Raw genomic sequence first — 24,896 nt, 5'->3', positions numbered from 1 at the left:
CCAGGTGTGGTCTTTGAGTGGGGTCTCTTTCTGTTCTTTGAGGATCTTTCCACATACGGAGCAGTGGCTTCCTTCTGTCTTTCCTGCTTTTGTACAGGTTGACTCTACAGCTGTGTCCTTGACTTCTTTATGCTCTGACAGTGGGATTTCTTCTGTTTTTGTTGCTCCGCATGCACTGCAGGTGTAGGTTTTTTCTCCTTTCCGGGTGCAGGTTGCTTCTTTTGTGATCTTTCCTTCATCCCAGGTGTGTGTATGTTCAACCTCAAGGGTCTTTGTGGCTCTGCAGACGTAAATTCTGCTCTGACTTGAGGAACTGTAGTACACAGAAATATATTCTCCTGCATCGTCCAGCGTCACACCCGATTTCTTATATATGTGTGTTGCAGAATATACCGACGCATCCGATGCTTCCTTGTCAAATTCCGGTGATTCTGAGGAATCGTATTTCTTTACTGCGGAATAGGTTCCGTCTTCTTTTGCGGTAAGTTTATAGATCTGGCTGGTGTCTGTAGAAATATTGGTTCTGTATACCCCCAGTTCGATGTTTTCTCCCTCCTTGACCTTCTGCGGAGAAATATACAGCGTATTATAGGAATCATAGTAATCATCCGAGATTTTGTACGGAACCTTAACTTCATCCAGCAGATGATTTTTGTCGGTTATGTTTTCCGGAAGTCCGGATGGATCTGCAGAGTTTACAAAGCATTTATCTGCTTCATTTATTTCCCATTCTCCTTTTACAGATACTCTGATCTTCTTTCCGGATTCTGCTGTTGCCCATACCTGTTTCGGCAGAATTGCTGCAACTTTTTTGATGCTTTCTATGTTATCCATCGTCTTATAAATAACATATTCTCTGGCATCTGCCGTCACACTCGTCACATAAGATGGCATTTCCTCTGTGATGTCCGCAAATCTGGTTGTATAACTGATCTGTGCCTCTGAACCTGTTGCTGCATCCTGAAGTCCCGTAATCTGCACCCGATAGCCGTCTGTATATCTGGAACCAGAATAATCAGAAGGCTGTACCATGTCGATCTCGACTCCTGATACTCTCAGTTTCCCGTTCTCCTTCGTGCATTCATAGGAATTTCCGGTGTTAAGGTTTGTGATCACTGCGGTTACTTTCGTGGAATCCGCAATTTTCAGTGTGTTTTTATTTATTCGTACGGACCAGGCACTTGAAGACGGTGACACCAGCCGGGACGGCATATATCCTGGTGCCGGAAACGCACTGAACGGCAGGTCTGAAGTATTTCCAGATGCTACATCTGCTCCGATTGCAATGCCTCCGGAGAATCCGTACTGAACATCTGACAGAGAAGCTTCGATCAATGCATATCTGTGTCCTGTTGTATCCCATGACTGGGATCTGAGAGAATATCCCTCGTTCATCCAGCCTGTGATAGCTCCCTGAGGAGTATATCCTCTCGCAAGAATGTTATGTCTGCACGGAGCGCCTGCATTCCACATCTCGTCACTCATATCAGCCGGCTTGCTGGAATCACTCACCCAATGGCTGAATTCAAAATTACGAACGAGAGCCTGCACCTGAAGAGAATCCGAATGTGTGGAACTATTCTTCAGTGAATTCAGACCTGACAGCCAGCGATAGAAATTTGTCATTGCTGTCATCGCTGTATGTGTATCCTGGGTCAGCACTCCTGCCGCATATGGCGCGGAAGTAGAGCACGGTTCCTGATACCATGTGGAACTGTCTGAATTTGAATAAGTTGCTCCGGCATATCTTGCCTTTGCATATTCATCAGCAACCTCTTTTAAGGTTCTGCTTTTGAACGGTTCCATTTCGTCTGCATCGTATACGATTGTGTCCCCGGAAGAAAAAAGTTCTCCTACGCCATCTGAAAATAAGCTTTCTTCTTCACTGACAGGTGATTCTTCGGTTTCTGTATTTGTTTCCTCCACGCCCGCTTCTGTGTCCTCTTCGGTCACTTCCACCTGTTCTTCATCATCTTCGGTTTCTGAGATTTCTGATTCTCCATCCCAGGCCACATCCGCTTCAGGAGTTTCTGATTCATCCGCTTCATCCATCTGCGTAAATTCATCTTCCCAGGTTACATCTTCTGCATAAACAACAATTCCTGCCTGTGATACAGTCAATGTAACTGCCAGCAAAATCCCTATTATTTTTTTCTTCATTTTCACCCCTCCTGATGTTCTTTTTATCATTTTATCGTATTTTTTTATTTTCGTAAATTTAATGACAGATTTTTTTATTTTCGACAACTTTCACAATCCCGATTTTTCACATTTGTAAAAATTTACGATAAATTTTTACATAAAAAGTATCCAACCAGAAAGTTTCTGATTGAGTGCCTGCCATTATACCTGGATAAATTTTCAGTTTCGTTTCATGAAATGATAAATTATAACTCCGACTGCTGCAAGTACCGCAATTCCAGCAATCCAGAGGAGGGGATTCTGGCTTTTGGAAGATTTGCTGGTGGTTACAGTCTGGCCTGAAGTCTGAACATCGTCCTTCTCTGGCTGTCCGGTGGTCTCTGGATCTGGTGCATCGGTTGACTCTGGGCTCTCTGTCGATGCCGGTGTATTTGTTGGCTCCGGAGTTTCCGTCGGTGCTGATGTCTCTGTCGGTACCGGTGTGTCGGTTGCCTCTGGTATATCAGTCACTTCCTGTGCTTCCGTTGGTGTAACTGAATCTGCTGCTCCTGTTACGGACGGTACTGCTGTCACCTGTGGATTCTCTGTCGTTGAAGGTGCTGTCGATGGTGTGGCAGTATTTTCGGAAATTGCTGCCGCTGTGCCGGAATTTTCCGGTACCGGTGTCATATCCAGCAATTCTGTCCCGTCAGAGTTCTCATAAGTACCATGTTCCTTCGCCCATTCTTCTGTCTTCTCAAGATCTACCCAGCCTTCCTGGTCGTCGATCGTTGTAACACCCCAGTGACTTCCATCGACAAGTTCTGCATCCTCTGTGATATGAAAAGTCTCTCCATTCTGGATATCACGAACTCCTGGAACTTCACCGTATTTGATTCCCGGACCCTGATAGAGTTTCTGACTTCCGTCCTCAGAGTAAGCTTTGACATCGTAATCTGCATTGTAATCCACATTGTCACTTCCTGCGATATACAGTTCGGAATCTATTGCTTCCTTGCGGGACTGTGCCGGCTTACAGTCATCGAGCGGCACGTATCCATGCATGCCATGGTATTCTGTATAGCCCCAGGTTCTGTTATTCTCCTTATCCTCTGTCTCGCCCTCGATATGTAAGGCTGTACCGTTCGGGATCTGACTGTCATTCAGCTTCGAAGAACTCAGATCCGGCAGAGAATATATGTCGATCCCTCCCGCTTTAGATTCTACGATCATGTAATAATCTGTCGTATAATCAGGATTTTGCTTCTCCTGCTGTACATCTGCCATAACATTTACGCTCATCAGGAATCCCATCAGAACGACCAGAAAACTCTTTATTATCTTTTTCATTTTATCTTCTCCTGTATGGTTTGGCTTTATCCACAAATTCTGTTTCTATCATACCATAGTGAAGTTCTAATGATAATCCTTTTTATCATAAAAAATGGGAATTTTTTCGACTTTTACAGGAAACTCTGTGGATAAAAAGGGACATCCCCGAAGAAATCCTCGGGGATGTCGTTTAATCATGGCATTTGATTAAAATCAGTTTAACAGTTTAATTTATTTATACAGAGGTCCGTAGTTCTTGCAAGCACGGAAGTCTGCACCTTCTTTATCCATTCCGAATGCATTCCATGCTGCCGGACGATAGATATCTTTTTCCGGAACGTTGTGCATGGATACCGGAATACGAAGCATTGAGCACATTGTGATCAGGTCAGCTCCGATATGTCCATAGGAGATAGCACCGTGGTTAGCTCCCCAGTTATTCATTACATCATAAGCTGTCTTGAACGGTCCTTCTTTGCCATCGCATCTTGGTGCGAACCATGTACATGGCCATGTGTAGTCTGTACGTTTCCAAAGTTTGTCAGATACTTCTTCCGGAAGGGCTACTGTCCATCCTTCTGCGATCTGCAGAACCGGTCCAAGTCCTTTAACAAGGTTCAGACGGATCATTGTTGCAGGCATCTGAGCTTTTGTTTCATAACGGCTGGAGTATCCGCCTCCACGGAAGTATCCGTTGTCAGCCATACACCATTCTGTGTTATCCATGATTGCTTTCTGGTCTTCTTCTGTGATATCCCACCACTGTTTCATAACAGCATTGCCGTTTTCGTCTTTTGCTTCGCCGTTAGCGTCAAGGCAGGCAGCACCGGAGTTGATCAGGTGAAGGAATCCGCCAGCTTCTTTGGCAACACCTTCAAGGTCATATCCTGTAGCTTTCTTAACTGCCTCAGGGCTCCAGTATGTACGAACGTCAGCAAAGATCTGAGCTCTGTTTGTAAGGAGTTTCATGAACATCATTCCAAGACCGTTGAGAACGTCGTTCTCTGTAGCAAGGATATACGGCTCACGAGCTCCGTTCCAGTCAAATGAAGTATTCAGCATTGCTTCTGCGAAGTCACCGTTCGGATAGAAGTCTGTCCACTGTCTCTGTCCCTGGAAACCAGCTGCCAGAGCGTTGTGTCCGATTGCTTCTTCAGAGAATGCAGGATCAAGGTTATCGCAGCCGTTCATCAGCTCTTTGATGATAACTGCCATCTTAACTACGAATTCAAACTGCTCTTCTTTCTTTTCTGGAGAGAACTGCAGTTCTTCCGGGTTCTTGTCCCAGCCGATCTTACATGTTTCTTTAGCCCATTTGAGAGCTTTTTCAAATTCTGCATGATCATAGATACCTTCTGTCATACGACGGATGATTTCTACCTCATCAACGGATTCAACACGCATTCCAAGATAGGATTCGATGAAATCGGAATCAATGATAGATCCGCCGATACCCATTGTAACGGAACCGATCTGCAGATAGGATTTTCCTCTCATGGAAGCTGCTGCAACTGCTGCACGTCCAAATCTGAGTAATTTTTCTTTAACGTCTTCCGGGATAGATGTATCATCAGCTTCCTGAACATCATGTCCATAGATACCGAATGCCGGAAGTCCCTTCTGTGCATGTGTAGCAAGAACGGATGCAAGATAAACTGCTCCAGGTCTCTCTGTTCCGTTGAATCCCCATACAGCTTTGATTGTCTGCGGATCCATATCCATTGTCTCTGCACCATAGCACCAGCAAGGTGTAACTGTAACTGTGATATCAACGCCTTCTTTGCGGAATTTATCAGCACATGCTGCACTCTCACCTACACGTCCGATTGTTGTATCAGCGATAACAACCTTAACCGGCTCACCGTTGGAATATTTTAAATTTTCTTCAAAAAGCTTTGCAGCGGACTTAGCCATGTTCATTGTCTGCTCTTCAAGAGATCCTCTTACGTCCAGGGCTCCTCTACGTCCATCAATTGTTGGTCTGATACCGATAACCGGATAGCTGCCTACTAATCTGCTCTTTGCCATGCTAAATTACCTCCATTATAAGTAATTGTCTATTGGGAGTTTCTGACAACAACTGTGAACAGTCCACAAAAAGCTCCCTTGTTTTCTATACTTCATAGTATACAATTGCCAAGGCATAATTACTTGTGTTATAATAGCAAAAAGTAGTACAATATTCACTTTTTTGACTGTGAATATGATTTTTTTGAAAAAAACATATAAGGAGGAGATTTTTTTGCACGATCTGGACCGTAACGAAGACCGCCTGAGGGGAACTTATGAATTCCCGTTTGAATTCCATCATATAGAACCCAGCCATCCCCGCTATGTCATGTCCTATCACTGGCATGTCGAATATGAGATCATACGCATCCTGAAGGGTTCTCTCTCTGTCACTTTAGACGAAAAAAGCTTCACAGCAACAGCGGGAGATATCATTTTTATACACAGCGGCATCCTGCACAGCGGGATTCCCGAGGATTGTGTGTATCAGTGTATTGTTTTTGACGGAAATACTTTTCTGAAATATAATTCTGTCTGTTCAACCTATATGCAGAAAATTATTCATCAGGAAATCCTTATTTATCATCATTTCACCCCGGCATCTGAAGAAATCTGTGCCACTGTGAACAGTATTTTTGATGCTCTCTGGATGCGGCCATCCGGATATGAAATGACCGTTATTGGACAATTTTACCACTTTTTCGGTATTGTTTTTGGCAATCATTACTACCTGGAAAGCGTTACCAGAACGCGGCGTGATTACAAGCGTATCCTGCAGCTGAAACAGGTACTTGACTTTATCGAACACAACTATGCCTCCCCCCTTACTCTTCAGCAGCTTTCCTCTTCCGTATCCATGTCGCCGAAGTATTTCTGCAGATTTTTCTCTGAGATGACACATCAGACGCCGATGGATTATCTGAACCATCAGAGGATCGAGCAGGCGTGTTATCAGTTGTCGACTACGGATGATTCGATCACGGAGATCGCTTATCGGAATGGGTTCAATGATCTGAGCTACTTTATTCGAACATTCAAGAAGTACAAGGGGATGACGCCTGGGAAATATAAGCGTTCCTAACTCTATCTCATGATGTAACAAAACTCAGGGCACATAATAACCCTGAGTTTTACATTTTATATGAGTTCTTTTATCCTGATTTCGAATTCTTTGCCGTACTTCTCATATTTATGTTCTCCAACTCCCGTTACCTGGAGCATTCTTTCCTTATCTACTGGCTTCAGGATACACATGTGGATCAGTGTCTTGTCTGAAAATACCATATACGGCGGGATCTTCTCCCGGCGGGCGATCTCGGTGCGGAGTTCACGGAGTTTCTGGAAAAGCGGCTGGTCTTCTTCGGTGAGTCCGCTGACCGGTGCTTTGCGTTTCCGGGATAGCTTTTCTTTTGGTTTCTTTTCCTGTTCTTTTGGAAGTTTCATCTGTATCGTACTGTCCTGCGCCAAAAGTTCACCGATCCGCGGGCCAAACTTCACGATCGTATAGCCGTCGTCTGAGAGCCGCAGGTAATCCTGCACCAGAAGTTCGTTGAAGATCTGGCGCAGACGATAGGCCGGGACTTTGGAGAGTTTTCCATAGGAAGGATTTTCTTCCATATGGTATTGTCGGATCTTGGCAGTATTTGCGCCGTGCAAGGTGTCCAGGATCACATTCACACCGTATCTCTGATGACTGCTGTTGATGCACTCCGCGATTGCTTTTGCCTCTTCGGTGACATCTTTTTCTTCGAATTCTGTCAGGCAGTTGGAACAGTTTCCGCAGTAGGCTGCACCGTATTCTCCGAAATATCTCAGAATATAGGACCGCAGACAGTCATGTGTGAAGCAGTAAAAAGTCATCTGCCGCAGTCGCTCTTCATCGCGCTGCATGACCAGTTCCTGTGTAGCATCATCCAGTTCCTCATTGTCCTGATTATTTTCAATGAAAAAGCGATTTGTGATTACATCCTGTCCACTGTACAGAAGGATGCATTTTGACGGCTCTCCGTCACGTCCTGCCCTTCCTGCCTCCTGGTAATAACTTTCCATGTTTTTCGGCATATTGTAGTGGATGACGTAGCGGACATCCGGCTTATCGATTCCCATTCCGAACGCATTTGTCGCCACCATGATCGGACTGCGGTCATAGATAAAATCATCCTGATTGATGCGTCGTTCTTCATCGGAAAGTCCGGCATGATAACGCGTCGCGCGGAATCCGTCCCGGATCAGTTTCCCACAGACTTCTTCCACCAGTTTTCTGGTCAGGCAGTAGATGATCCCGCTCTCGTCCGGGTGCTGCTCTATGTAATTCTTCACTTCTGCGTATTTATCTTTCGGTGATTCTACCTGAAAAAAGAGATTGCTCCTGTCAAATCCAGTAGTCACGACATAAGGTGTCTTAAGCATAAGGATATTCTGGATATCATCCCTGACTTCTTTCGTTGCAGTCGCCGTAAATGCTGCCACGACCGGGCGCTTCGGAAGTTTCTCAATAAATTCTGTGATCTTGAGATAACTTGGCCGGAAATCCTGTCCCCACTGTGAAACGCAGTGTGCCTCATCCACAGCAACCATCGCGATATCTGCATTCACCGCAAATGAAAGGAACGAATCTGTCAGAAGCCGCTCCGGTGCCACGTAGATGATCGGATATCTTCCCTCTACTGCCAGTGACAAAGCCTTGTAATACTGTCCCTGCGTCAGTGAACTGTTGAGATATGCCGCGTGGACACCCGCCTCATTCAACGCCCGCACCTGATCTTTCATGAGAGAGATCAGCGGGGAAATGACCAGCGTGATCCCCGGAAAGATCAATGCCGGGATCTGATAGCACAAAGATTTCCCTGCACCTGTCGGCATCACGCCAAGCACATCCCTGCCGGAAAGCAGTTCGTCAATCACCTGTTCCTGTCCTTCACGGAAGGTATCATATCCAAAATATCTTTTTAAAATGTCGTACTTCTCGTCTGTCATCCAAAACCTGCTTTCCTGAATATTTTATTTAATAACGAACGCTCGCCTCGCGATATTCGTCATTTCTGTCAATGTAGTAAGTTGCTCTGTTTTTTCCTATTGTAAATACATACATTGGGTATTTATTTTTGAGCGTTTTGAGAATCTTCTTTCCTGTTCCGTTCGGATTGCATCTCATAATATACGCTGTTCTGTAGCGATTGGAGTATCGCACGTAATAGATCTTACCTCCAATATATTTGATATCAGAGAAGTATCCCAGGCCAATGTATGTTGATTTTCTGGTCGCAACATTATAAATATACAGCTTTGTGGGTGAGTTGTCATCTGGGATCTGTCTGTACCCGTATGCATAGTTTCCACGCATTGCCTGCAGATAAAGGCTTCCATTCTCCAGTTTAAATCCGCTCTTTCCAATTGTATAACTGTAAGTTCTGATGCGTGTATTATACTTATAACTGAAGTACAGTTTATTGCCATACGTTCCCACATATTCGAGACGGTTTTCATTGGCAAATCCTGTAGCAGCCACAACCTTTTTGCCGGATGATGTTTTCTGGTAGAGGCGGCTCCTCATCTGATATTTCCTGTTAAATTCAATGGAAAGATAGTAAGTGCGGCCTTTGCCGCGAATTGTAGTATAATTGATGTTATCTGCCTGCACCGGAACTGCCATCAGCACCAGTAATATAGACACCAGTAATGCAATCCCAATTTTTTTCATAAATAGCTCCTCCTTTTCTTTTCATAAACACAATAAAGAATCTGTCTCATTTAAAGTGAAAACAGATTCTTTATCTTATGTAAAATACTTTATGATATTCATAATACTTCATTCAAAACAGATAGTGCATACTCTGCCAGGCTGTGATCCTCCTCACCGGTTCCTCCGCTGATTCCCAGGCCTCCGATGATCGTATCTCCAACCTTAAGTGGTACACCGCCGCCAAAGATCACGATCCTGCCGCCATCCATCTTGTCTACGCCGTAAAAAGTTCCTCCCGGCTGTGCCAGGATACTGAGTTCCTTCGTAGACATCTTGACTGCGACTGCTGTGTAGGCTTTCTTGGTGGCTACATCAAAACTTACAAGGAATGCTCCATCCATGACATGGACTGCGATCGGATTTCCATCCGGACCGCAGACCGCGATCACCGCTTTCTTGCCACGACGCGCTGCTTCCTGTTCGATTTTGTCTATCAGGCGCTTTGCGCTGTCCAGAGTGATCCGTCCCTGGATTCCCATTCGTTTGAGAACTTCCTGGATCACTGCCTCGCTTGTCGCCGGAGTCTGTACTGCTGCCACTGGTTCTGTCTCTTTTCCACCGGAAGGTCTGCTTTCTTCCTGGTTTTGTACCGGCTGCTCTGTGGTTTCTGTATATCTGGCCATGATATACAGATAATCACTCAGACGGTTCATGTATTTCTTTGCGCCGTTGTCTGCTCCGAATTTCACACTGACAGCTGCCAGATCACGCTCCGCTCTCCTTGCAACTGCCCTTGCGATATCCAGTTCTGCTGACAGACGGCTGCTGCCCGGAAGGATATTTTCTTCCTTCGGGCAGCTGAACAGGCCATCCAGACGATCGATCTCGTCTTCAAGCTGTCCTGTCTGATCATCTTCTGTCCTGAACTCTCTGTTAAAAGGATCTGCCACGCCTGATACGATCATATTCAGATTCTTCTGGATATCCTCAAGAAAGTGGATATCCTCAGCTTTATCCATCATGGTCTTGATAAGTCCAAGATGACTGGTCAGCTCATCAATCGTTCCTACCAGTTGAATACGGTCATCTGACTTGGAGACATTTTTTGTACGGACAAGGTTCGTAGTCCCCTTGTCACCGTTTGTTGTATAAATGCTCATCTCGGCATCTCCCATGTCATTTTTGATTTAGAAGGACCAAAGTTTGGTGTAGATCTTGATGATATCTTCTTTGGTCGGTGTTCGTGGGTTCGTTGGTGTGCAGGCATCCGCAAGTGCCGCCTCAGCCATCTTATCCACTGCTGCAAAATATGCATCTGGAGTGATGGTACCAAGCTCCTGGATAGTCATCGGAATATTCATTTCCTTCTGCATGAACTGGATCCAGTTCACAAGAGAACGTACACTCATAACCTGGTTGTAATTGCTCAGTCCCAGGATGTGTGCAACTAACGCATATCGTTCTACTGCAGGAAGATATGTCTTCTGGCTTCTGCTTCTCTTGTTGATGTTCGCATTGAATTCCACAATGTGAGGAAGGAGCATCGCGTTTGCTCTTCCGTGAGGAATATGGAACATCGCACCAAGCTGATGGGCCATGCTGTGTGTGATACCAAGTCCCGCTGTGTTAAAGGAAAGTCCTGCCAGACAGGAGGCCACGTGCATCTTCTGTCTTGCGTGCATATCACTTCCGTCGAGATATGCTCTGAGGAGGAATACTCCGCAGATTTCCATTGCTTTCTCTGCGAGTGCTGCTGAGAATTCGTTATGTCCGGTACTTACATAGGATTCCAGTGCATGTGTGAACACATCCATTCCTGTATCTGCTGTAATCGCCGGAGGTACGCTCTTAACAAGCTCTGCATCCAGAATCGCTTCATCAGCTGTCAGGCTGTCAGAAACCAGTGGGTATTTAACTTTTGCTTCGGTATCATTTACAACTGCAAAAGAAGTTACTTCTGATCCTGTTCCACTTGTGGTCGGAATTGCGATCAGTCCAACCTCGCCGTAATGGTTGATCTTCAGGGCAAACTCACGGATTGCCTTGGAAGAGTCAATTGCAGAACCACCGCCAACTGCGATGATTGCTTCCGGCTGATAGCTCAGGAATTTCTTAACTCCGTCTGCGATTTTGTCGACCGGTGCATCCGGTACAACGTTATGGAAAATATCATATTCCTTACCAGCTTTTTCCAGAGGTCTGGTAATCAGATCAATCATTTTGCTCTGCACTACAAATGGGTCTGTAATGATCAGAACTCTTTTGTATGGAATGTTCTCAAGACGTTCCAGTGCATTCTCTCCAAAATGAATCGCTGTTTTCATTTCAAAGGTCTTCATATCTGTTGCTCCCTTTCTATGGCTGCATGTCAGGATAGAGACATTTTACGCCTGCATCTTTGAAATAACCCATCCATTTGTCTGATGGTTTCCTGTCCGTTACAACCACATCTACATCCCGCAGTTTTCCTGCTACAGAAAAAGCGGTCTGATCAAATTTTGTGCTGTCTACAACCAGAATCTTCTCACGCCCTGATGCGATCATGGCTTTTTTTGTTGTGCCAAAGGATTCCTTTGATTCCATGATTCCCCACTCATGATCCAGTGCCTTGCAGGAGATAATGACCTTGTCTACATAATAGGACCGGATCGACTCCTCTGTTCTGGAGCCCAGGAATGCAAGATATCCTTCTTTCATGACACCTCCGGTTGAAATAATATTCCAGCCGGATACGTCAGAAAGTTCAAGAAGAATCTCCATGGAATTTGTGATTACAGTGAGACGCTCTTTCTCCTTAAGTGCTTTTGCTACAAAGACAGCTGTGGTACTTGCATCAAGAAAAATGTGGTCTCCCTCCTGCACCAGAGAGGCGGCAATCTCCGCCATTTTTTGTTTTCCGCTTACGTTCTGGTTTTTGCGGATATTGAAGGGCAAATCGATACTTACATCCTCGTTTATGACTGCACCGCCATAGCTTTTGATAGCAAGCCCTTCCTTTTCGAGCTTGTCAAGATCGCGGCGGATCGTTTCTTCTGAAACTTCGTAGAGCTGACTGAGTTCGCTTACTACGACCTTCTTTTCTGTCTGAAGTTTCTCCAGAATTAAATTCCGTCTTTCTAATGCCAGCATTTACTTTGCCCCCTTTTGAGAACATTTATTTTTTATAAAAGAGAATCCATCATTCGTTTATCCGGATGTGCAATGACAGATGAATCCAGGTACATACCTTTTTCTGCCACGAATTCTTTTGCTTTCTCGATGGAAGCTTCTACTGCTGAAACTTCTCCTGTAAGAAGCATGTAGGATTTTCCACACATACCTTTTGCGATACGAAGTTCGATAACGTCTACGATCGCAGTCTTGGCTGCCTGGTCTGCTGCTTCGATAATGGAAGCGGCATCATATGTCTCCAGAATTCCCAGAGCACTGATTCCTTCTACCTGTGTTGTTCCATACATTGCCGGGAAAAGGGATTCGTGCGGGTTACCAAGTACAAAGCTGTCGATACATTTGTCCTCATATGTGGTTACTGCTGCGTCAACAGCGGCTTTTACTGCACTTAAATCGCCTGTGATAATTGCAATATATTTTCCCGGACATACGGTCTGTGCCTCGACGATCTCTACATCAGAGGTCTTTACCATGGTATCTGCTGCTGTGATACCTGTGGCAGTCGTTTTAAATTCAATCATTCCGATTGCTTTACTCATGTTCTGCACGTCCTTTCTACTTTGCTGCGATTATGATATGGCGATCTGTTACTTCAGTTACTCTTCCTGAGATACTTGCATGGATGCTTACGCTTAATCCGTCAGCATGCTGCGCGATCATCTGTCCCTTTGTTACTGTGTCGCCTGTTTTCACAATTGCCTGTGCCGGTGCTCCGATATGCTGGCTCAGAAGGATCTTAACCTTGGATACCGGAACTACGTTCTCGTCCATCGGTGCGTCCTTGTCGTATTTTGTCAGTCCTAAACGGGCCATCAGACGTTCTTCCGGAACCTTGCGATATTCTCTTGAAGGTTTAACCGGTACCGGCTGAACTCCCTGAGGAGGTCTGATACCTGCTTTACGAAGTCCGCCCTTCATGTCTGCAAGAAGTGATCTTGGTGCAAGACTCTGCGGGCAGGCATACATTTCGCATACACCGCAGGAACTGCAGAATGCGGAATTGATGTATGGATTTACATCTCTGAAATCTCCGGCAGATGCTGCTCTCATAAAGCGTGCCGGGTCGATCGGGTGTCCGAGGTTATGTCTCGGGCAAAGGTCTGTACAGGTATTACACTGGCAGCAAATAGATGCTGCACGTTTTAAGTCGATTGCTGAAGTTCTTCTTTTCTTCATGACGATCTGATGATCGTGTGGAAGAACGAGAACTGCGTTTGTTGTTTTGGTCACCGGATCTGATCCGTTGCCAATGCGTCCCATCATCGGTCCGCCTACAAAATAAACAGGATCTTTTGTGGTAATGTCACCAGCCTGTGCTACTACTTCATCCAGTGTACAGCCCAGCGGAACCTTGACTGTTACAGGATGACCGACTTCTGCTACTACAGACACGTATTTCTCTGTTACAGGCTTCTGTGATGTCACTGCCTGATATACATTGTAGATCGTCTCTACGTTGAATACAATGACGCCCTGCTCAATCGGCAGTCCGCCAGGTCTGCAAACACGTCCTGTAGCTTCATAGATCAGCACAACTTCATCGCCCATCGGATACACTTCATCAAGAAGATGGATCTTCAGGCCAGGGAATTCCTCAATGTGCTGCTGCAGTGCCTTGATCGTCTGAACATAGGATTTCTTGATTCCGATGATTGCCTGTGAAGCACCAACGGTTTCCATAACCATATGGAAAGTTTTCATGATCTCATATGCATGTTTTTCAAGTAACTGTCTGTGAAGTTTCAGCAATGGTTCACATTCTGCACAGTTCATAAGAATTGTGTCCGCCTTGTCAGTAAGCTTGGCGTATGTCGGGAAACCGGCTCCACCAGCGCCTACGACGCCACTGTCCTGTATAATTTTCTGTAAATCTTTGATTTCCATGGCGTTACTCCAATCCTGCACCATCATCGATGATTCCGACGATTGCGGCATCGATCGGTGCTGTTTCTTCACCGCAGCCAATCCTTGCTGCGCTTCCTTGTGCCACCAATACATATTCCCCGATTCCTGCGCCGATGATATCGATCGCAACGATCTGGGATAAGTCAGTTTTCATATGATGCACCGGCTCCACAATCATGAATTTCTGTCCTATTAACTTGTCACTCTTCCGCGTGGAAACCACGCTTCCAACTACTTTACCTACTATCATGTGTGTGCCTCCGCATTATTATATAATCCCCTAATGCCGGTGGCATACGCCACCGGCTGATCCAGGAGATTCGTATTTACTTTATGATGGTAACTGTATTGCCTGTGGCAATCTTTGCTGCATTCGCTTCATCTGTATCAATGTGCATTTCCAGTGTAAAGCTGTCGTCTACACGGATCGCAACATGATTGAAAATAGTTCCGCGCTCGTTATCTGCCTTGACAGAAACGATATCACCGTTCTTGACACCGGCTGCCTGTGCATCCTTAGGAGACATATGGATGTGACGCATAGCCACGATACATCCCTCTTTGAGATAGATGGCGCCCTTCGGTCCAACGATCGCGATCGGTGCGCTTCCTGCAATGTCACCGGACATACGTACCGGAACATTCATTCCAAGTTTGATGGCATCTGTTGCTGATACCTCAACCTGTGTTGCACTGCGGACCGGTCCGAGTACACGGACGTTCTCGATCGCACGGAGTTTCAGACCAATAATCGTAACAGTTTCGTTTGATGCGAACTGTCCGCCCATCAGATCTTTCTTCTTGGTGAGCTGATATCCAGGTCCGAATAATGTCTCTACGTGCTCTTGTGTCAGGTGAACGTGTCTTGCGGAAACTCCGATCGGAACCATGAAGCCATTGCTTTTTTCTTCTGACTGATTGATGGCATCAATGACCATCTTTGTGATCAGTTCGATATTCTTTGATTCCAAGATTACACCTGCTTTCTTCCGTTTTCAGGATCTTTGGTTATTTGATTGACGGAAGGATTTTTTCTACGTCTGTGTGTGGTCTCGGGATTACGTGTGTAGCAACGAGTTCTCCAAGTCTGGATGCTGCTGCGCTTCCGCTCTCTACTGCAGATTTAACAGCTCCTACGTCTCCACGTACCATAACTGTTACCAGTCCGGATCCGATCTTCTCTGTTCCTACAAGTGCAACGTTAGCTGCTTTGCACATCTGGTCTGCTGCTTCGATAGCTGCTGTAAGTCCTCTGGTTTCTACCATTCCTAATGCTTCCTGTGTCATGATCATATCCTCCTTATGGATAAATAAAAATTAATTCTGGTTACTGTTCACTTCGTTCACAGCAACTTGGTCAAAATGCATTCCAAATCACCTACGGTGATAGCATTTTGCCCTGCATGTCTCGGGATTTTGCCATATTCATGGCAAAACACCTCGCGGGATATTCCCTATAAACAGTAACTAATTGTCTGCTACTTCCTGTGTTTTCTTCTTCCATCGGCTCGCACTCAGCTCTACGAGTTTGACGATCTCCTCGTGCGGCCGTGCGATCACTGCATAACTTGCCGGTTTCTTAATCGCGCCTGCAACAGCGGCTTCAACTGCTTCGTTCACCGCTGATACATCGCCCTGTATGATAAGAGTTACCAGTCGTCCGCCCAGCTTACGTTCCCATGACGCCAGCTCAACGTCTGCAGTTTTGCACATAATGTCGAGCGCGTTGATTGCGGCAACAACACCTGTGATCTCAATAAAACCATATGCTTTATTCATGAGCGAACTCCTTTTGACTGATCTGTATGTATTCTGCTAAGATCAGATCTTTGGAAGAATTTTTTCTACGTCTGTGTGTGGTCTCGGGATTACGTGAGTAGCTACCAGCTCTCCAAGTCTGGATGCTGCTGCGCTTCCGCTCTCTACTGCTGCTTTGACAGCTCCTACATCACCACGTACCATAACTGTTACCAGTCCGGATCCGATCTTCTCAGTTCCTACCAGTGCAACTTCTGCTGCCTTTGTCATTGCATCGGCTGCCTCGATTGCAGCTGTCAGTCCTCTGGTCTCTACCATTCCTAAAGCTTCCTGTGCCATGATTTCTTCCTCCTGAATCATCTGTTTAATTAATTACTGTACCAGGATCTAAGCTGCGTCAGCTTTTATCCAGGGCGCTGATTTTCAGCATCTTGACCGTATCCTCTGTCGGATTCGGTATTACGTAGTGCTGCACTACACCAGTTCTCCGGTTTGCTTCTGCCATTCCTGCTTCCACAGCTGCGGTAACATCCTCAACGCTTCCACGGAATTTGATGCATACCAGAAGCGGTACTGGCAGGCTGTCAGCATTTGCAGGTTTGTTCTTGTCGAACACCTCCAGGCGGACATTGGCTGCCTTGCAACCTGCATCTGCCGCTACAAAGGCTGTTGCCAGCCCAAATACTTCCAAAATTCCTACAGCTTCTGCCATTTTGCTTCTCCTTTATTTCCGGATTATTTATTAATGATCGCGATCTTAAGACCTGTCATTGCAAGGTTTGTCTGATGTGCCTCATTGATCTGCTCAAGCGGGAATCTGTCTGTGATAAGATCAGACATCGGAAGTCCGATTGCTTTTGCTCTCTTGAGGAAATCAAATGTTGTTGCATAATCTCTCAGTGTGTATACCCAGGAACCAACCAGGTTGATTTCTTTGGAACACAGATCGAAGTGCGGGTTGATTGTTGCATCTCCACCATTGATGAAGAAACCAAGCTCGCAAAGTCCACCGCCGTTGCGGATGAATTTGTAGATGTTTGCATGAGCGTGCGGGTTTCCTGTACACTGGAATGCAAAATCTGCAAGATGTCCGCCCTGAGCTTCTTTAACAGCTTCTGTAAGAGCTTCAATGCCTTTGTACTGTGTAAAGTCAACGGATACTTCAGCACCCATCTTCTTAGCGAAATCAAGACGTTTTGCATTTCCGTCTACTGCACAGATGTTTTCGATACCCATGGTACGAAGGATAGCGATACAGATAAGACCGATCGGTCCACATCCCTGAACAACAACTCTTGAGTTGAATTTAAGGATTCCTGTTGTTTTTGCTCTTTCTACTGCATGGATAAGTACTGCACATGGCTCGATCAGGATACGGGAATCCAGATCCAGATCACTTACGTTGAAGAATGTAGATCCAAAAGATCCTCCTCTGATCAGGATGTAATCAGAGAACCATCCGTTAAGATGTACATCATCATCCGGAAGAAGTCCGTATACATCTGCTCCACCAACATTTTTCTTGTTGAGGTCGAACATTGTGATTTCCGGATCATCCTTGAAGATCATACATGTAACAACTTTATCGCCGACTTTAACTGGTTTTCCAGCTGTATCAACTTTAACGTTTTTACCCATTTTTACGATCTCACCAGTTCCCTCATGTCCAAGAGCTACAGGGATCAGACCGAATGGGTCTCTCTTGAATTCGTGTGCGTCAGTTCCGCAGATACCACATCCTTCTACTTTAACAAGGATATCGTCATCTCCAACTTCCGGCATCGGGAATTCTTTGATTTCATAGTGTTCCAGAGCTGTCAGCATTGCAACATGAGCTGTTTTCGGGATTACCGGATCAGCTGTCGGTGCTGCCGGAGCCTGAGCTGCCGGTGCTGCTGTCTGAGCCGGTGCATTTCCGGTCATTCCGGAAAGAACCTGTTTTACGATTTCTTCAATATTTACGTTATTCATATCCATTTTAATATTTCCTCCTGATCAGCGAATGCAAAGGCTGTCTGACATTACGCAGCGTCTTCTCTTGGTAAAGGTGCTTGCACTTGTAAGACCTTCTCCTGTACGGCTTGCGATTGTGAATGTACAGTAACCTTCTCCACCGAATCCAAGTGCAGAATAGGACGGGCCGTTCTTAACAAGGATTGCTGTGTCGATTGCTTTCGCATATTTGGTAATGTTATCAACATTCTTGGAATGGATGTGTGCTGAGTGACGGTTGCCATGTTCAAGCCATACAGCCTGTTCTACAGCATCATCAAAATCTTTGGCTCTTACAATACCAAGGATTGGCATCATAAGCTCTGTTGTGATAAGCGGATGTTCCTTCGGTCCTTCGAAGATGATGCAGCGGATATTTGCCGGTGCGTTTACTCCGATCATGGAAAGAAGGGTCTTTGCATCACGACCTACACATTTACGGTTCAGTTTACCGCCTGCCAGAACAACTTCTGTTAATTTGTCCTGTTCTTCTTTGGAAGCCAGGTAGCAGTCGTTTTCTGTCAGCATGTAGTGCATCAGTTCATCTACTACAGAAGATACTGCAACAACTTCCTTCTCTGCGATACATGGAAGGTTGTTATCAAATGTACATCCGTTTACGATGTCCTGTGCCGCCTTACGGATATCAGCTGTTTCATCAACAACTGCCGGCGGGTTTCCTGCTCCGGCTCCGATTCCTCTCTTACCGGAAGAAAGAACTGCGGTTACAACGCCAGGGCCGCCTGTTGCTGCGATCAGCGGGATATCTTTATGTTTCATCATGATATTGCTTGTTTCAAGGGTAGGCTTCTCAACTGTTACTGCAATGTTGTCCGGTCCGCCTGCTTCAAGAGAAGCTTCGTTTACCAGGTTGATTGCAAAGATAGAAGTCTTGATAGCAGCCGGATGCGGGTTGAATACTACTGTATTTCCGCCAGCCAGCATACCGATTGTATTGCAGAGTACTGTTTCACTTGGGTTGGTACATGGTGTGATCGCACCGATTACACCGAATGGTCCCATTTCGATCAGTGTCAGTCCTCTGTCTCCTGACCATGCAGTTGTTGTGATGTCCTCTGTACCAGGTGTCTTGTCTGCTACCAGATGATGTTTGAGGATTTTGTCTCCCACATTACCCATTCCGGTTTCGTCAACGCCCATACGAGCCATAACTTCTGCATTTTCTTTGATTTTTTTACGGATGCAGGTGATGATTTTTTCTCTCTGATCCATGGACATTTTCTTAACGATCAGTTCTGCTTTCTTGGCAGCTTCGATCGCATCGTTCATTTCTTTGAAAACGCCATGTTTTCCTGTCGGAGCATCTGCAATCTGCATTTTTGCCATTACTTCCTGTACAATATCCTGTACCATGCTCTCACTAATTGGCATGAGATTGTTCCTCCTTAATGTCTACCGGTTATCTGACCGTAAATTATTTCAGGCCAAGCTGTGCCATAACCTGTTTTGTGATGTTTGCAACCAGTTCTGCATCTGCGTTAGCCGGTGCTGCTGCCGGTGCTTCTGCTGCCGGTGCTGCTCCACCAACGAAATCATACTGATATCCCGGGAACTGTTTGTATTCTTCGTTGTGGCATGCTCCACCGCAGTTGTGGCAGTTTACGCCATCTTTGTTCTGGCAGAGGTTTGCAGGATGTTTACCAGGCATACCGAATTTACGACGGATCTCATACAGTTTCTTGATGTTTTCTTTGTCGAATTCCTTCGGTCCGCCAAGGAGTTTGCTCTGATACAGAAGCTGTGCGTAGAATTCTACGGATTCCATCTTCATGTATGCAGCGTTCAGGTCTGTGCTCCATGTAAGAGCTCCGTGGTTCTCAAGAAGAACTGCGTCGAAGTATGGCAGATATTTCTCAAGGTTGTCCGGAATCTCCATTGTGGAAGGTGTACCGTACTCAGCGATCGGAACGCATCCAAGAGCGATAACAGCTTCTGGCATGATCGGCTGTGTAAGCGGGATACCAGCGATAGCGAAGGATGTTGCATAGATCGGATGAGCATGTACAACAGATCCTACGTCTGGTCTCTTCTGATATACTCTCATGTGCATTTTAATCTCAGAAGATGGTTTGAATCCCGGGTTAGCCTGGATTACGTTACCCTGAGCATCTACTTTACAGATGAACTCTGGTGTCATGAATCCTTTGGATACACCTGTTGGTGTGCAGAGGAATTCGTTGTCGTTCAGTTTTACGGAAATGTTTCCGTCGTTTGCTGCAACCATGTTACGGTTGTAGATACGTCTTCCGATGTCACAGATTTGTTTTTTGATTTCAAATTCGTTTACCATGCTTATTTTCCTCCTAAAGCAGTGTGGTTTGCCGTACCCTGGAGGCGATTAGGATAACCCTCAGGGCATAGCTTGGGTTTTGTTTTATTTCTAAGAAGATTTTACTCCTCATAACCTGGATTGTCAAGAAATTATCGTTGTTTTATGTTGTTTTTATTGTTTCTTGAATGTTGTTTTTGTTGTTTTTCGCAACATAACTTTATTGTCCTCAGCCGCCGATCTGAACGTGCAGGGAGCTTACTGCCTCTGCCGCTCTCTTGAGGGTATTCATCTCCTCTGCGGTCGGTGGAAGGATGCCATCCATCAGATATTCTCTGCCAAGTCCGGTGTACTTATCCTGTCCGAGACGGTGATACGGAAGCAGGTGAAGCTGCTCTACTCCGGGCAGGGTATTCGCAAAGGATGCGATTCCCTGGATCTCCTCTACCGTCGCATTGAACGTCGGAATAACCGGAACTCGGATGATCAGCTTGCATTTGCCGGAAAGTGCAACCTTACGGGCATTTTCCATCATCAGATCATTCGGGCGACCAGTGAATTCCTTATGTTTTGCCGGATTGGTATGCTTCATATCCATCAGATACAGATCAAGATATGGAAGGATTTCCTCGATCACCTCAAACGGTGCACATGCCATGCTCTCCAGGGCGGTGTTGATTCCCCGCTCCTTGGCAGCTCTGAGAAGGTCTCTCGCGAACTCCGGCTGGCAGAGGCTCTCACCTCCGGAGAGGGTCAGGCCGCCGCCGGAACGCCGGTAGTACGGGCGATCCTGTTCAACCACCTGGATCATCTCTTCTACTGTAACATCTCTGCCGATCACCTTGTCCTCACCGAGGACTTTCATGGTCTGGATCTTGTATTCCTGTGATTCCGGATTACAGCACCAGCGGCAGCGGAGCACGCAGCCCTTCAGAAAGACGATCGTACGGATCCCCGGGCCATCGTGGATCGAATATCTCTGGATATCAAAAATACGACCTTTTGTCTGTAAATAATCCATAATATCTTCCTTTTAGAAGCCCTGCTCTGTTCTTCTGATTATATCATCCTGAAGAGAACGGGAAAGTGTTGTAAACAGTGCACTGTAGCCTGCAACACGTACAACCAGATGAGAATATTTCTCCGGATGTTTCTGCGCGTCGAGAAGAGTCTCACGGTCAACAACGTTGAACTGCATATGCATTCCCTTCTGATCAAAGAAGGTCTGGATCAGGGAAACAAACTTCTCCAGTCCTTCCCTTCCTGCCAGTGCTGACGGATGGAATTTCTGGTTGAACAGTGTTCCGTTGGATACGATGAAGTGATCCAGTCTGGAAACGGAAGTTGCTGCCGCTGTCGGTCCCTTGACATCCTTGCCTGCGGATGGAGAAACGCCATCTGCAACCGGTGTATGTGCATAACGGCCATCCGGTGTTGCACCTGTCTGTCCACCAAGCGGTACGTTTGCTGATACCGGATAAAGACCTGCCTGATACTGTCCTCCACGTGGATTGTGGTATTTCTGCATCGGGCGTGTGTATGTATAAGCTACGTCTCTTGCAAAATAGTCAACATCGTCGATCGCATTTCCGTATTTCGGAACTTCGTCGATCATGTGATGGATCTCTGTGAATCTGCGAAGCTGCTCCTCTGTAGGTTTCAGTCTCATGACTGTTGTAAGGACTGCTTTGGCTGTGTCTTCTGTGACATTCATGCCGCCGTCCTGCATTCCCTTGAGGATCATCTCGGAGATATCTTTGACTGACTGCTCATCAAGTCCTTTGTCATAGTTCCATGCAAGAGCTTCTTTGTATTCTTCCATGGAAACTTTCTTGTCTTCGTATACAAGTTTGCGGATCGCATACAGGGAATCTGCCATATTTGCGATACCGAAGCCCTGCGGTCCTGTGAAGTTGTAGATCGCGCCGCCTTCCTGAACGGAAAGTCCTCTGCTGATGCAGTCATCTACCATACAGGATTCAAATGGAAGCGGTACACGTTCTGCGTGTGCAACGTCGATCGCATTATCTGCATTTACAAGAAGGGAAATACAGTATTCCATCTGTTTCTTGTATGCGTCATAAAATTCCTCGAAGGTTGTCATCTTGGTGACATCGCCTGTCTGGATACCAACAAGCTCGCCCTTGTCCATACCATTGGAGAATACGAGTTCCAGCGGGCGGCACATATTGAAGAATGCTGCGTCATGCCATCCATCTGTCTTGCCGGCTTTCTGCGGTTCTACACATCCGATGATGTTGTATTCTCTGGCATCTGCAAGAGTCAGTCCTCTGTTCAGAAGTGCCGGGATGATAACTTCATCATTATAGTAGGCCGGAAGTCCGATACCTGTTCTTGTAAGCTCGGCTGCCTTGATCAGCAGTTCGTGCGGGGAGCCATTCCATACACGAATGGAAAGGGAAGGCATCGGCAGGTGTACATGCATAGATGCAAGGATACACATAACAGAAAGGTCATTGGTAACATCATTTCCGTCCTTGTCCTGACCACCGACGATCAGGTTCTGGAAAAGGCTGTATCCTGCAAATCCCTCTGCAGAAGCTGCATCACGGACTTTGTTGAGGTCATTCAGTTTGACCCAGATACAGTCAAGAAGTTCCTGTGCGGATTCTCTGGTGATGATGCCCTTGTCAAGATCTGCCTTATAATAAGGATACATATACTGGTCAAAACGTCCAGGGGAAATGGAATGTCCGCTGGATTCAACCTGAAGGAGCTGCTGTACAAACCAGAAGGACTGGCATGCTTCATAGAAGCTTGTTGCTCCATTTGCCGGAACACGGCTGCAGTTCTGTGAGATCTGCAGAAGTTCCTGTTTACGTACAGGATCGGTACACTCTGCTGCCATCTGGGACGCAAGCTCTGCATAACGCTCTGCGTATTCGATGACTGCCTGGCAGGAAAGGATGACTGCCTTAAGAAAATGTGATTTCTTGACGTAATTGCCGTCTCCAACCTGACATCTGTCGAGTTCTGCCTGTGCTTTGTCGATGATTCCCTTGTAACCGATTGCAAGAACTTCTTCATATTTAACAGTTACATGTCCGACACCGTTGTAAAAATAGTTGCCTGGTGTAAAAATATTGTGTTCGATTGCTCTGATTGCTTCCGGCGCCATGTAGGAGGTTGCAAGTTCGCTGGAGGTTTTGCCCTTCCAGTATTTATGTACTTCTCTTAACTCCTGCTTGGTCTCCTCAGCAATGTAAAACGGGTCTGCGCTCCTCGTTTCAACCGTATCCAGTTCATCCTCCAGCCACTGGTAGGAAAATTCCGGGAAAGTCTGACATCCTCGCGGTGCGATCGTGCTGCTTCCAACAATCAGTTCGTTGTCACGGATGATGATCGGGATATTACGGAGAATGTGGGCAAAAGCTTCTGCACGTCTGGTGATCGTAGGCTGTCCCTCTGTGGCCTTGTACGATTCTGTGATAAGCTTCGCCCTTGCAGATTCGATAACCGGCATGTGGGCATAAAGTGCCTCAACCAGTTTCGGAATTCTGGATGACTTTGGAATATCTGTGGTATTAAACATCTCCACGTCTCCTTTCTTATGGTGTCTCAAACGCCATATCTCATATGTATCAGCGGACATGCCACTGGCACCTCTTAAGGCGCTATGACGCCACGATTCATATAGAACCATTATACTCTACACGCTCCTGCATGTCAACGAAATCCAACAGTATTTATCGGTTTTTTGTGCGGGTTTTGTTGTGGTTTTTGTTTGTTTTGTGTTGGTTTTTATTTGGAATTTGATTTTTGAGTTGACTTTTGGATTTTAGACTGCCATACTGAGATCAGTATAGTTTCTGTTACTGTAATTGGATCTGACAGTAACGATTTTTTCCGATCGGAGGAGGAACAAACATGTATCTTTCTGATGTACATACACATTCCATCGCAAGCGGGCACGGAACGACCTGTACCGTTTCTGATATGGCAAAAGCGGCTTCAAAGAAGGGGCTTAAACTGCTCGGGATCACAGACCATGGACCTGGCACACTTGCCGCGGGAACTTCTTCTTATTTCAGAAGTCTTTCTTATTCTCCCAAGAAACGCTTTGAGATTGAATTATTGTTTGGAGTTGAACTGAATATCCTTGATGTTGATGGACATGTAGATTTAAGTGATAAACTTCTTGACAAACTGGATTACGCGATTGCGAGCATGCACGCGCAAAATTATAAGAGTGGTTCTGTAAAAGAAAATACAAGTGCTTACCTGAACGCTATGAAGCATCCCTGCGTCAAAATCCTCGGACATTGCGATAATCCGCATTTTCCAGCAGATTATGAGACACTTGCAGTCGCAGCAAAAGAATTCGGAGTGATCTTTGAAATCAACGAAGCCTCCCTCGCCCCCTACGGCTACCGAGGAGACACCCGAACCAACAACCGCGAGATCCTGCGCTGCTGCCGCAAGTACAACATCCCGATCGTCCTCTCCAGCGACAGCCACGGCACAGAACACATCGGAGACTTCACCTGCGCCGCCGAATTCGTGCATGAAGAAATGTTCCCGGAGGAACTGATCTTGAATAATCAGATTCCAAGGTTGAAAATGATATTAGAAGAGAGATAATGAGTCTCCCACACACCGGTCCCTAATCTGCCG

Annotated in this window: 22 protein-coding genes and 1 pseudogene; 2 read left to right on the top strand and 21 right to left on the bottom strand. The window is 45.9% G+C overall.

Annotation, left to right across the window (positions count from 1 at the left end; translation table 11 throughout):
• The 3 genes and pseudogenes from DXC01_RS14150 to DXC01_RS14140 form a co-directional block, all read right to left on the bottom strand.
• A pseudogene (locus DXC01_RS14150) lies at positions 1 to 2,160 on the bottom strand (hypothetical protein); the annotation flags it as partial.
• 201 nt (positions 2,161 to 2,361) lie between these two features.
• Positions 2,362 to 3,471, bottom strand: a complete 1,110-nt coding sequence (locus DXC01_RS14145) for a hypothetical protein (RefSeq protein ID WP_118697968.1) — start codon at positions 3,469 to 3,471, stop codon at positions 2,362 to 2,364.
• Positions 3,472 to 3,684: 213 nt separating this feature from the next.
• A complete protein-coding gene (locus DXC01_RS14140) occupies positions 3,685 to 5,481 on the bottom strand; it encodes an L-fucose isomerase (protein WP_118252022.1) in 1,797 nt (598 codons plus the stop codon).
• Positions 5,482 to 5,695: 214 nt separating this feature from the next.
• Between DXC01_RS14140 and DXC01_RS14135 the strand changes: the two genes are divergently transcribed.
• Entirely contained in the window at positions 5,696 to 6,544 is an 849-nt protein-coding gene (locus DXC01_RS14135; protein ID WP_118697967.1) for an AraC family transcriptional regulator, read from the top strand.
• A gap of 56 nt (positions 6,545 to 6,600) precedes the next feature.
• On the opposite strand, the gene recQ is transcribed toward DXC01_RS14135, so the two are convergent.
• From recQ to DXC01_RS14045, 18 genes are all read right to left on the bottom strand, one after another.
• Positions 6,601 to 8,439 (bottom strand): DNA helicase RecQ, encoded by a 1,839-nt coding sequence (recQ, locus tag DXC01_RS14130; RefSeq protein ID WP_118697966.1) that lies wholly within the window; start codon positions 8,437 to 8,439, stop codon positions 6,601 to 6,603.
• Between the two features lie 28 nt (positions 8,440 to 8,467).
• Positions 8,468 to 9,163: a hypothetical protein gene (locus DXC01_RS14125; protein ID WP_118697965.1), complete on the bottom strand. Its 696-nt coding sequence runs from the start codon at positions 9,161 to 9,163 to the stop codon at positions 8,468 to 8,470.
• A 98-nt stretch (positions 9,164 to 9,261) separates the two neighbouring features.
• On the bottom strand, positions 9,262 to 10,305 hold the full coding sequence (locus DXC01_RS14120) for a cob(I)yrinic acid a,c-diamide adenosyltransferase (protein WP_118697964.1): 1,044 nt from the start codon (positions 10,303 to 10,305) through the stop codon (positions 9,262 to 9,264).
• 27 nt (positions 10,306 to 10,332) lie between these two features.
• Entirely contained in the window at positions 10,333 to 11,484 is a 1,152-nt protein-coding gene (locus tag DXC01_RS14115; protein ID WP_022215775.1) for a 1-propanol dehydrogenase PduQ, read from the bottom strand.
• A gap of 16 nt (positions 11,485 to 11,500) precedes the next feature.
• A complete protein-coding gene (locus DXC01_RS14110) occupies positions 11,501 to 12,274 on the bottom strand; it encodes a DeoR/GlpR family DNA-binding transcription regulator (RefSeq protein WP_022215774.1) in 774 nt (257 codons plus the stop codon).
• Between the two features lie 32 nt (positions 12,275 to 12,306).
• Positions 12,307 to 12,855 (bottom strand): BMC domain-containing protein, encoded by a 549-nt coding sequence (locus tag DXC01_RS14105; RefSeq protein WP_022215773.1) that lies wholly within the window; start codon positions 12,853 to 12,855, stop codon positions 12,307 to 12,309.
• A gap of 16 nt (positions 12,856 to 12,871) precedes the next feature.
• The gene (locus tag DXC01_RS14100) at positions 12,872 to 14,200 is read right to left on the bottom strand and encodes a 4Fe-4S dicluster domain-containing protein (RefSeq protein ID WP_022215772.1); all 1,329 of its coding nucleotides are present in this window, start codon (positions 14,198 to 14,200) and stop codon (positions 12,872 to 12,874) included.
• A gap of 4 nt (positions 14,201 to 14,204) precedes the next feature.
• Entirely contained in the window at positions 14,205 to 14,471 is a 267-nt protein-coding gene (locus DXC01_RS14095) for a EutN/CcmL family microcompartment protein (RefSeq protein ID WP_118252025.1), read from the bottom strand.
• A 76-nt stretch (positions 14,472 to 14,547) separates the two neighbouring features.
• Positions 14,548 to 15,159, bottom strand: a complete 612-nt coding sequence (pduL, locus tag DXC01_RS14090; RefSeq protein ID WP_420314324.1) for a phosphate propanoyltransferase — start codon at positions 15,157 to 15,159, stop codon at positions 14,548 to 14,550.
• A 70-nt stretch (positions 15,160 to 15,229) separates the two neighbouring features.
• Complete coding sequence (locus DXC01_RS14085; protein WP_118252026.1) at positions 15,230 to 15,508, bottom strand: BMC domain-containing protein; 279 nt, start codon at positions 15,506 to 15,508, stop codon at positions 15,230 to 15,232.
• A 180-nt stretch (positions 15,509 to 15,688) separates the two neighbouring features.
• Positions 15,689 to 16,000 carry a BMC domain-containing protein gene (locus DXC01_RS14080; RefSeq protein ID WP_022215768.1) on the bottom strand — a complete coding sequence of 104 codons (312 nt, stop codon included), beginning with the start codon at positions 15,998 to 16,000 and terminating at the stop codon, positions 15,689 to 15,691.
• Between the two features lie 42 nt (positions 16,001 to 16,042).
• On the bottom strand, positions 16,043 to 16,318 hold the full coding sequence (pduA, locus tag DXC01_RS14075; RefSeq protein WP_022215767.1) for a propanediol utilization microcompartment protein PduA: 276 nt from the start codon (positions 16,316 to 16,318) through the stop codon (positions 16,043 to 16,045).
• Positions 16,319 to 16,376: 58 nt separating this feature from the next.
• Complete coding sequence (locus DXC01_RS14070) at positions 16,377 to 16,691, bottom strand: BMC domain-containing protein (protein WP_005427726.1); 315 nt, start codon at positions 16,689 to 16,691, stop codon at positions 16,377 to 16,379.
• Positions 16,692 to 16,714: 23 nt separating this feature from the next.
• A complete protein-coding gene (locus DXC01_RS14065; protein WP_022215766.1) occupies positions 16,715 to 17,956 on the bottom strand; it encodes a zinc-dependent alcohol dehydrogenase in 1,242 nt (413 codons plus the stop codon).
• A gap of 18 nt (positions 17,957 to 17,974) precedes the next feature.
• Entirely contained in the window at positions 17,975 to 19,363 is a 1,389-nt protein-coding gene (locus tag DXC01_RS14060; RefSeq protein ID WP_118252027.1) for an aldehyde dehydrogenase family protein, read from the bottom strand.
• Between the two features lie 43 nt (positions 19,364 to 19,406).
• Entirely contained in the window at positions 19,407 to 20,282 is an 876-nt protein-coding gene (locus tag DXC01_RS14055; RefSeq protein ID WP_118697962.1) for a class II aldolase/adducin family protein, read from the bottom strand.
• Between the two features lie 208 nt (positions 20,283 to 20,490).
• Positions 20,491 to 21,282, bottom strand: coding sequence for a glycyl-radical enzyme activating protein (locus tag DXC01_RS14050; RefSeq protein WP_022215763.1), 792 nt, complete (start codon positions 21,280 to 21,282; stop codon positions 20,491 to 20,493).
• A 12-nt stretch (positions 21,283 to 21,294) separates the two neighbouring features.
• Positions 21,295 to 23,814, bottom strand: coding sequence for a glycyl radical protein (locus DXC01_RS14045; protein ID WP_118698158.1), 2,520 nt, complete (start codon positions 23,812 to 23,814; stop codon positions 21,295 to 21,297).
• A gap of 335 nt (positions 23,815 to 24,149) precedes the next feature.
• Here DXC01_RS14045 and DXC01_RS14040 point away from each other — a divergent pair, with 335 nt between their 5' ends.
• Positions 24,150 to 24,863 (top strand): phosphatase, encoded by a 714-nt coding sequence (locus tag DXC01_RS14040; RefSeq protein WP_118697960.1) that lies wholly within the window; start codon positions 24,150 to 24,152, stop codon positions 24,861 to 24,863.
• Positions 24,864 to 24,896: the final 33 nt, after the last annotated feature.

This window comes from Blautia sp. OM07-19 (genome assembly GCF_003481595.1).
GTDB classification, from domain to species: domain Bacteria; phylum Bacillota; class Clostridia; order Lachnospirales; family Lachnospiraceae; genus Blautia_A; species Blautia_A intestinihominis.
The sequence above is the reverse complement of the archived record's forward strand: the minus strand, read 5'-3'. Positions and strand labels throughout refer to the sequence as shown.

Coding starts and splice junctions, on each gene's coding strand:
- DXC01_RS14145 (WP_118697968.1), bottom strand. CDS start 3,471: ATGAAAAAGATAATAAAGAGTTTTCTGGTCGTTCTGATGGGATTCCTG.
- DXC01_RS14140 (WP_118252022.1), bottom strand. CDS start 5,481: ATGGCAAAGAGCAGATTAGTAGGCAGCTATCCGGTTATCGGTATCAGA.
- recQ (WP_118697966.1), bottom strand. CDS start 8,439: ATGACAGACGAGAAGTACGACATTTTAAAAAGATATTTTGGATATGAT.
- DXC01_RS14125 (WP_118697965.1), bottom strand. CDS start 9,163: ATGAAAAAAATTGGGATTGCATTACTGGTGTCTATATTACTGGTGCTG.
- DXC01_RS14120 (WP_118697964.1), bottom strand. CDS start 10,305: ATGAGCATTTATACAACAAACGGTGACAAGGGGACTACGAACCTTGTC.
- DXC01_RS14115 (WP_022215775.1), bottom strand. CDS start 11,484: ATGAAGACCTTTGAAATGAAAACAGCGATTCATTTTGGAGAGAATGCA.
- DXC01_RS14110 (WP_022215774.1), bottom strand. CDS start 12,274: ATGCTGGCATTAGAAAGACGGAATTTAATTCTGGAGAAACTTCAGACA.
- DXC01_RS14105 (WP_022215773.1), bottom strand. CDS start 12,855: ATGAGTAAAGCAATCGGAATGATTGAATTTAAAACGACTGCCACAGGT.
- DXC01_RS14100 (WP_022215772.1), bottom strand. CDS start 14,200: ATGGAAATCAAAGATTTACAGAAAATTATACAGGACAGTGGCGTCGTA.
- DXC01_RS14095 (WP_118252025.1), bottom strand. CDS start 14,471: ATGATAGTAGGTAAAGTAGTTGGAAGCGTGGTTTCCACGCGGAAGAGT.
- pduL (WP_420314324.1), bottom strand. CDS start 15,159: ATGGTCATTGATGCCATCAATCAGTCAGAAGAAAAAAGCAATGGCTTC.
- DXC01_RS14085 (WP_118252026.1), bottom strand. CDS start 15,508: ATGACACAGGAAGCATTAGGAATGGTAGAAACCAGAGGACTTACAGCA.
- DXC01_RS14080 (WP_022215768.1), bottom strand. CDS start 16,000: ATGAATAAAGCATATGGTTTTATTGAGATCACAGGTGTTGTTGCCGCA.
- pduA (WP_022215767.1), bottom strand. CDS start 16,318: ATGGCACAGGAAGCTTTAGGAATGGTAGAGACCAGAGGACTGACAGCT.
- DXC01_RS14070 (WP_005427726.1), bottom strand. CDS start 16,691: ATGGCAGAAGCTGTAGGAATTTTGGAAGTATTTGGGCTGGCAACAGCC.
- DXC01_RS14065 (WP_022215766.1), bottom strand. CDS start 17,956: ATGGATATGAATAACGTAAATATTGAAGAAATCGTAAAACAGGTTCTT.
- DXC01_RS14060 (WP_118252027.1), bottom strand. CDS start 19,363: ATGCCAATTAGTGAGAGCATGGTACAGGATATTGTACAGGAAGTAATG.
- DXC01_RS14055 (WP_118697962.1), bottom strand. CDS start 20,282: ATGGTAAACGAATTTGAAATCAAAAAACAAATCTGTGACATCGGAAGA.
- DXC01_RS14050 (WP_022215763.1), bottom strand. CDS start 21,282: ATGGATTATTTACAGACAAAAGGTCGTATTTTTGATATCCAGAGATAT.
- DXC01_RS14045 (WP_118698158.1), bottom strand. CDS start 23,814: ATGTTTAATACCACAGATATTCCAAAGTCATCCAGAATTCCGAAACTG.
- DXC01_RS14040 (WP_118697960.1), top strand. CDS start 24,150: ATGTATCTTTCTGATGTACATACACATTCCATCGCAAGCGGGCACGGA.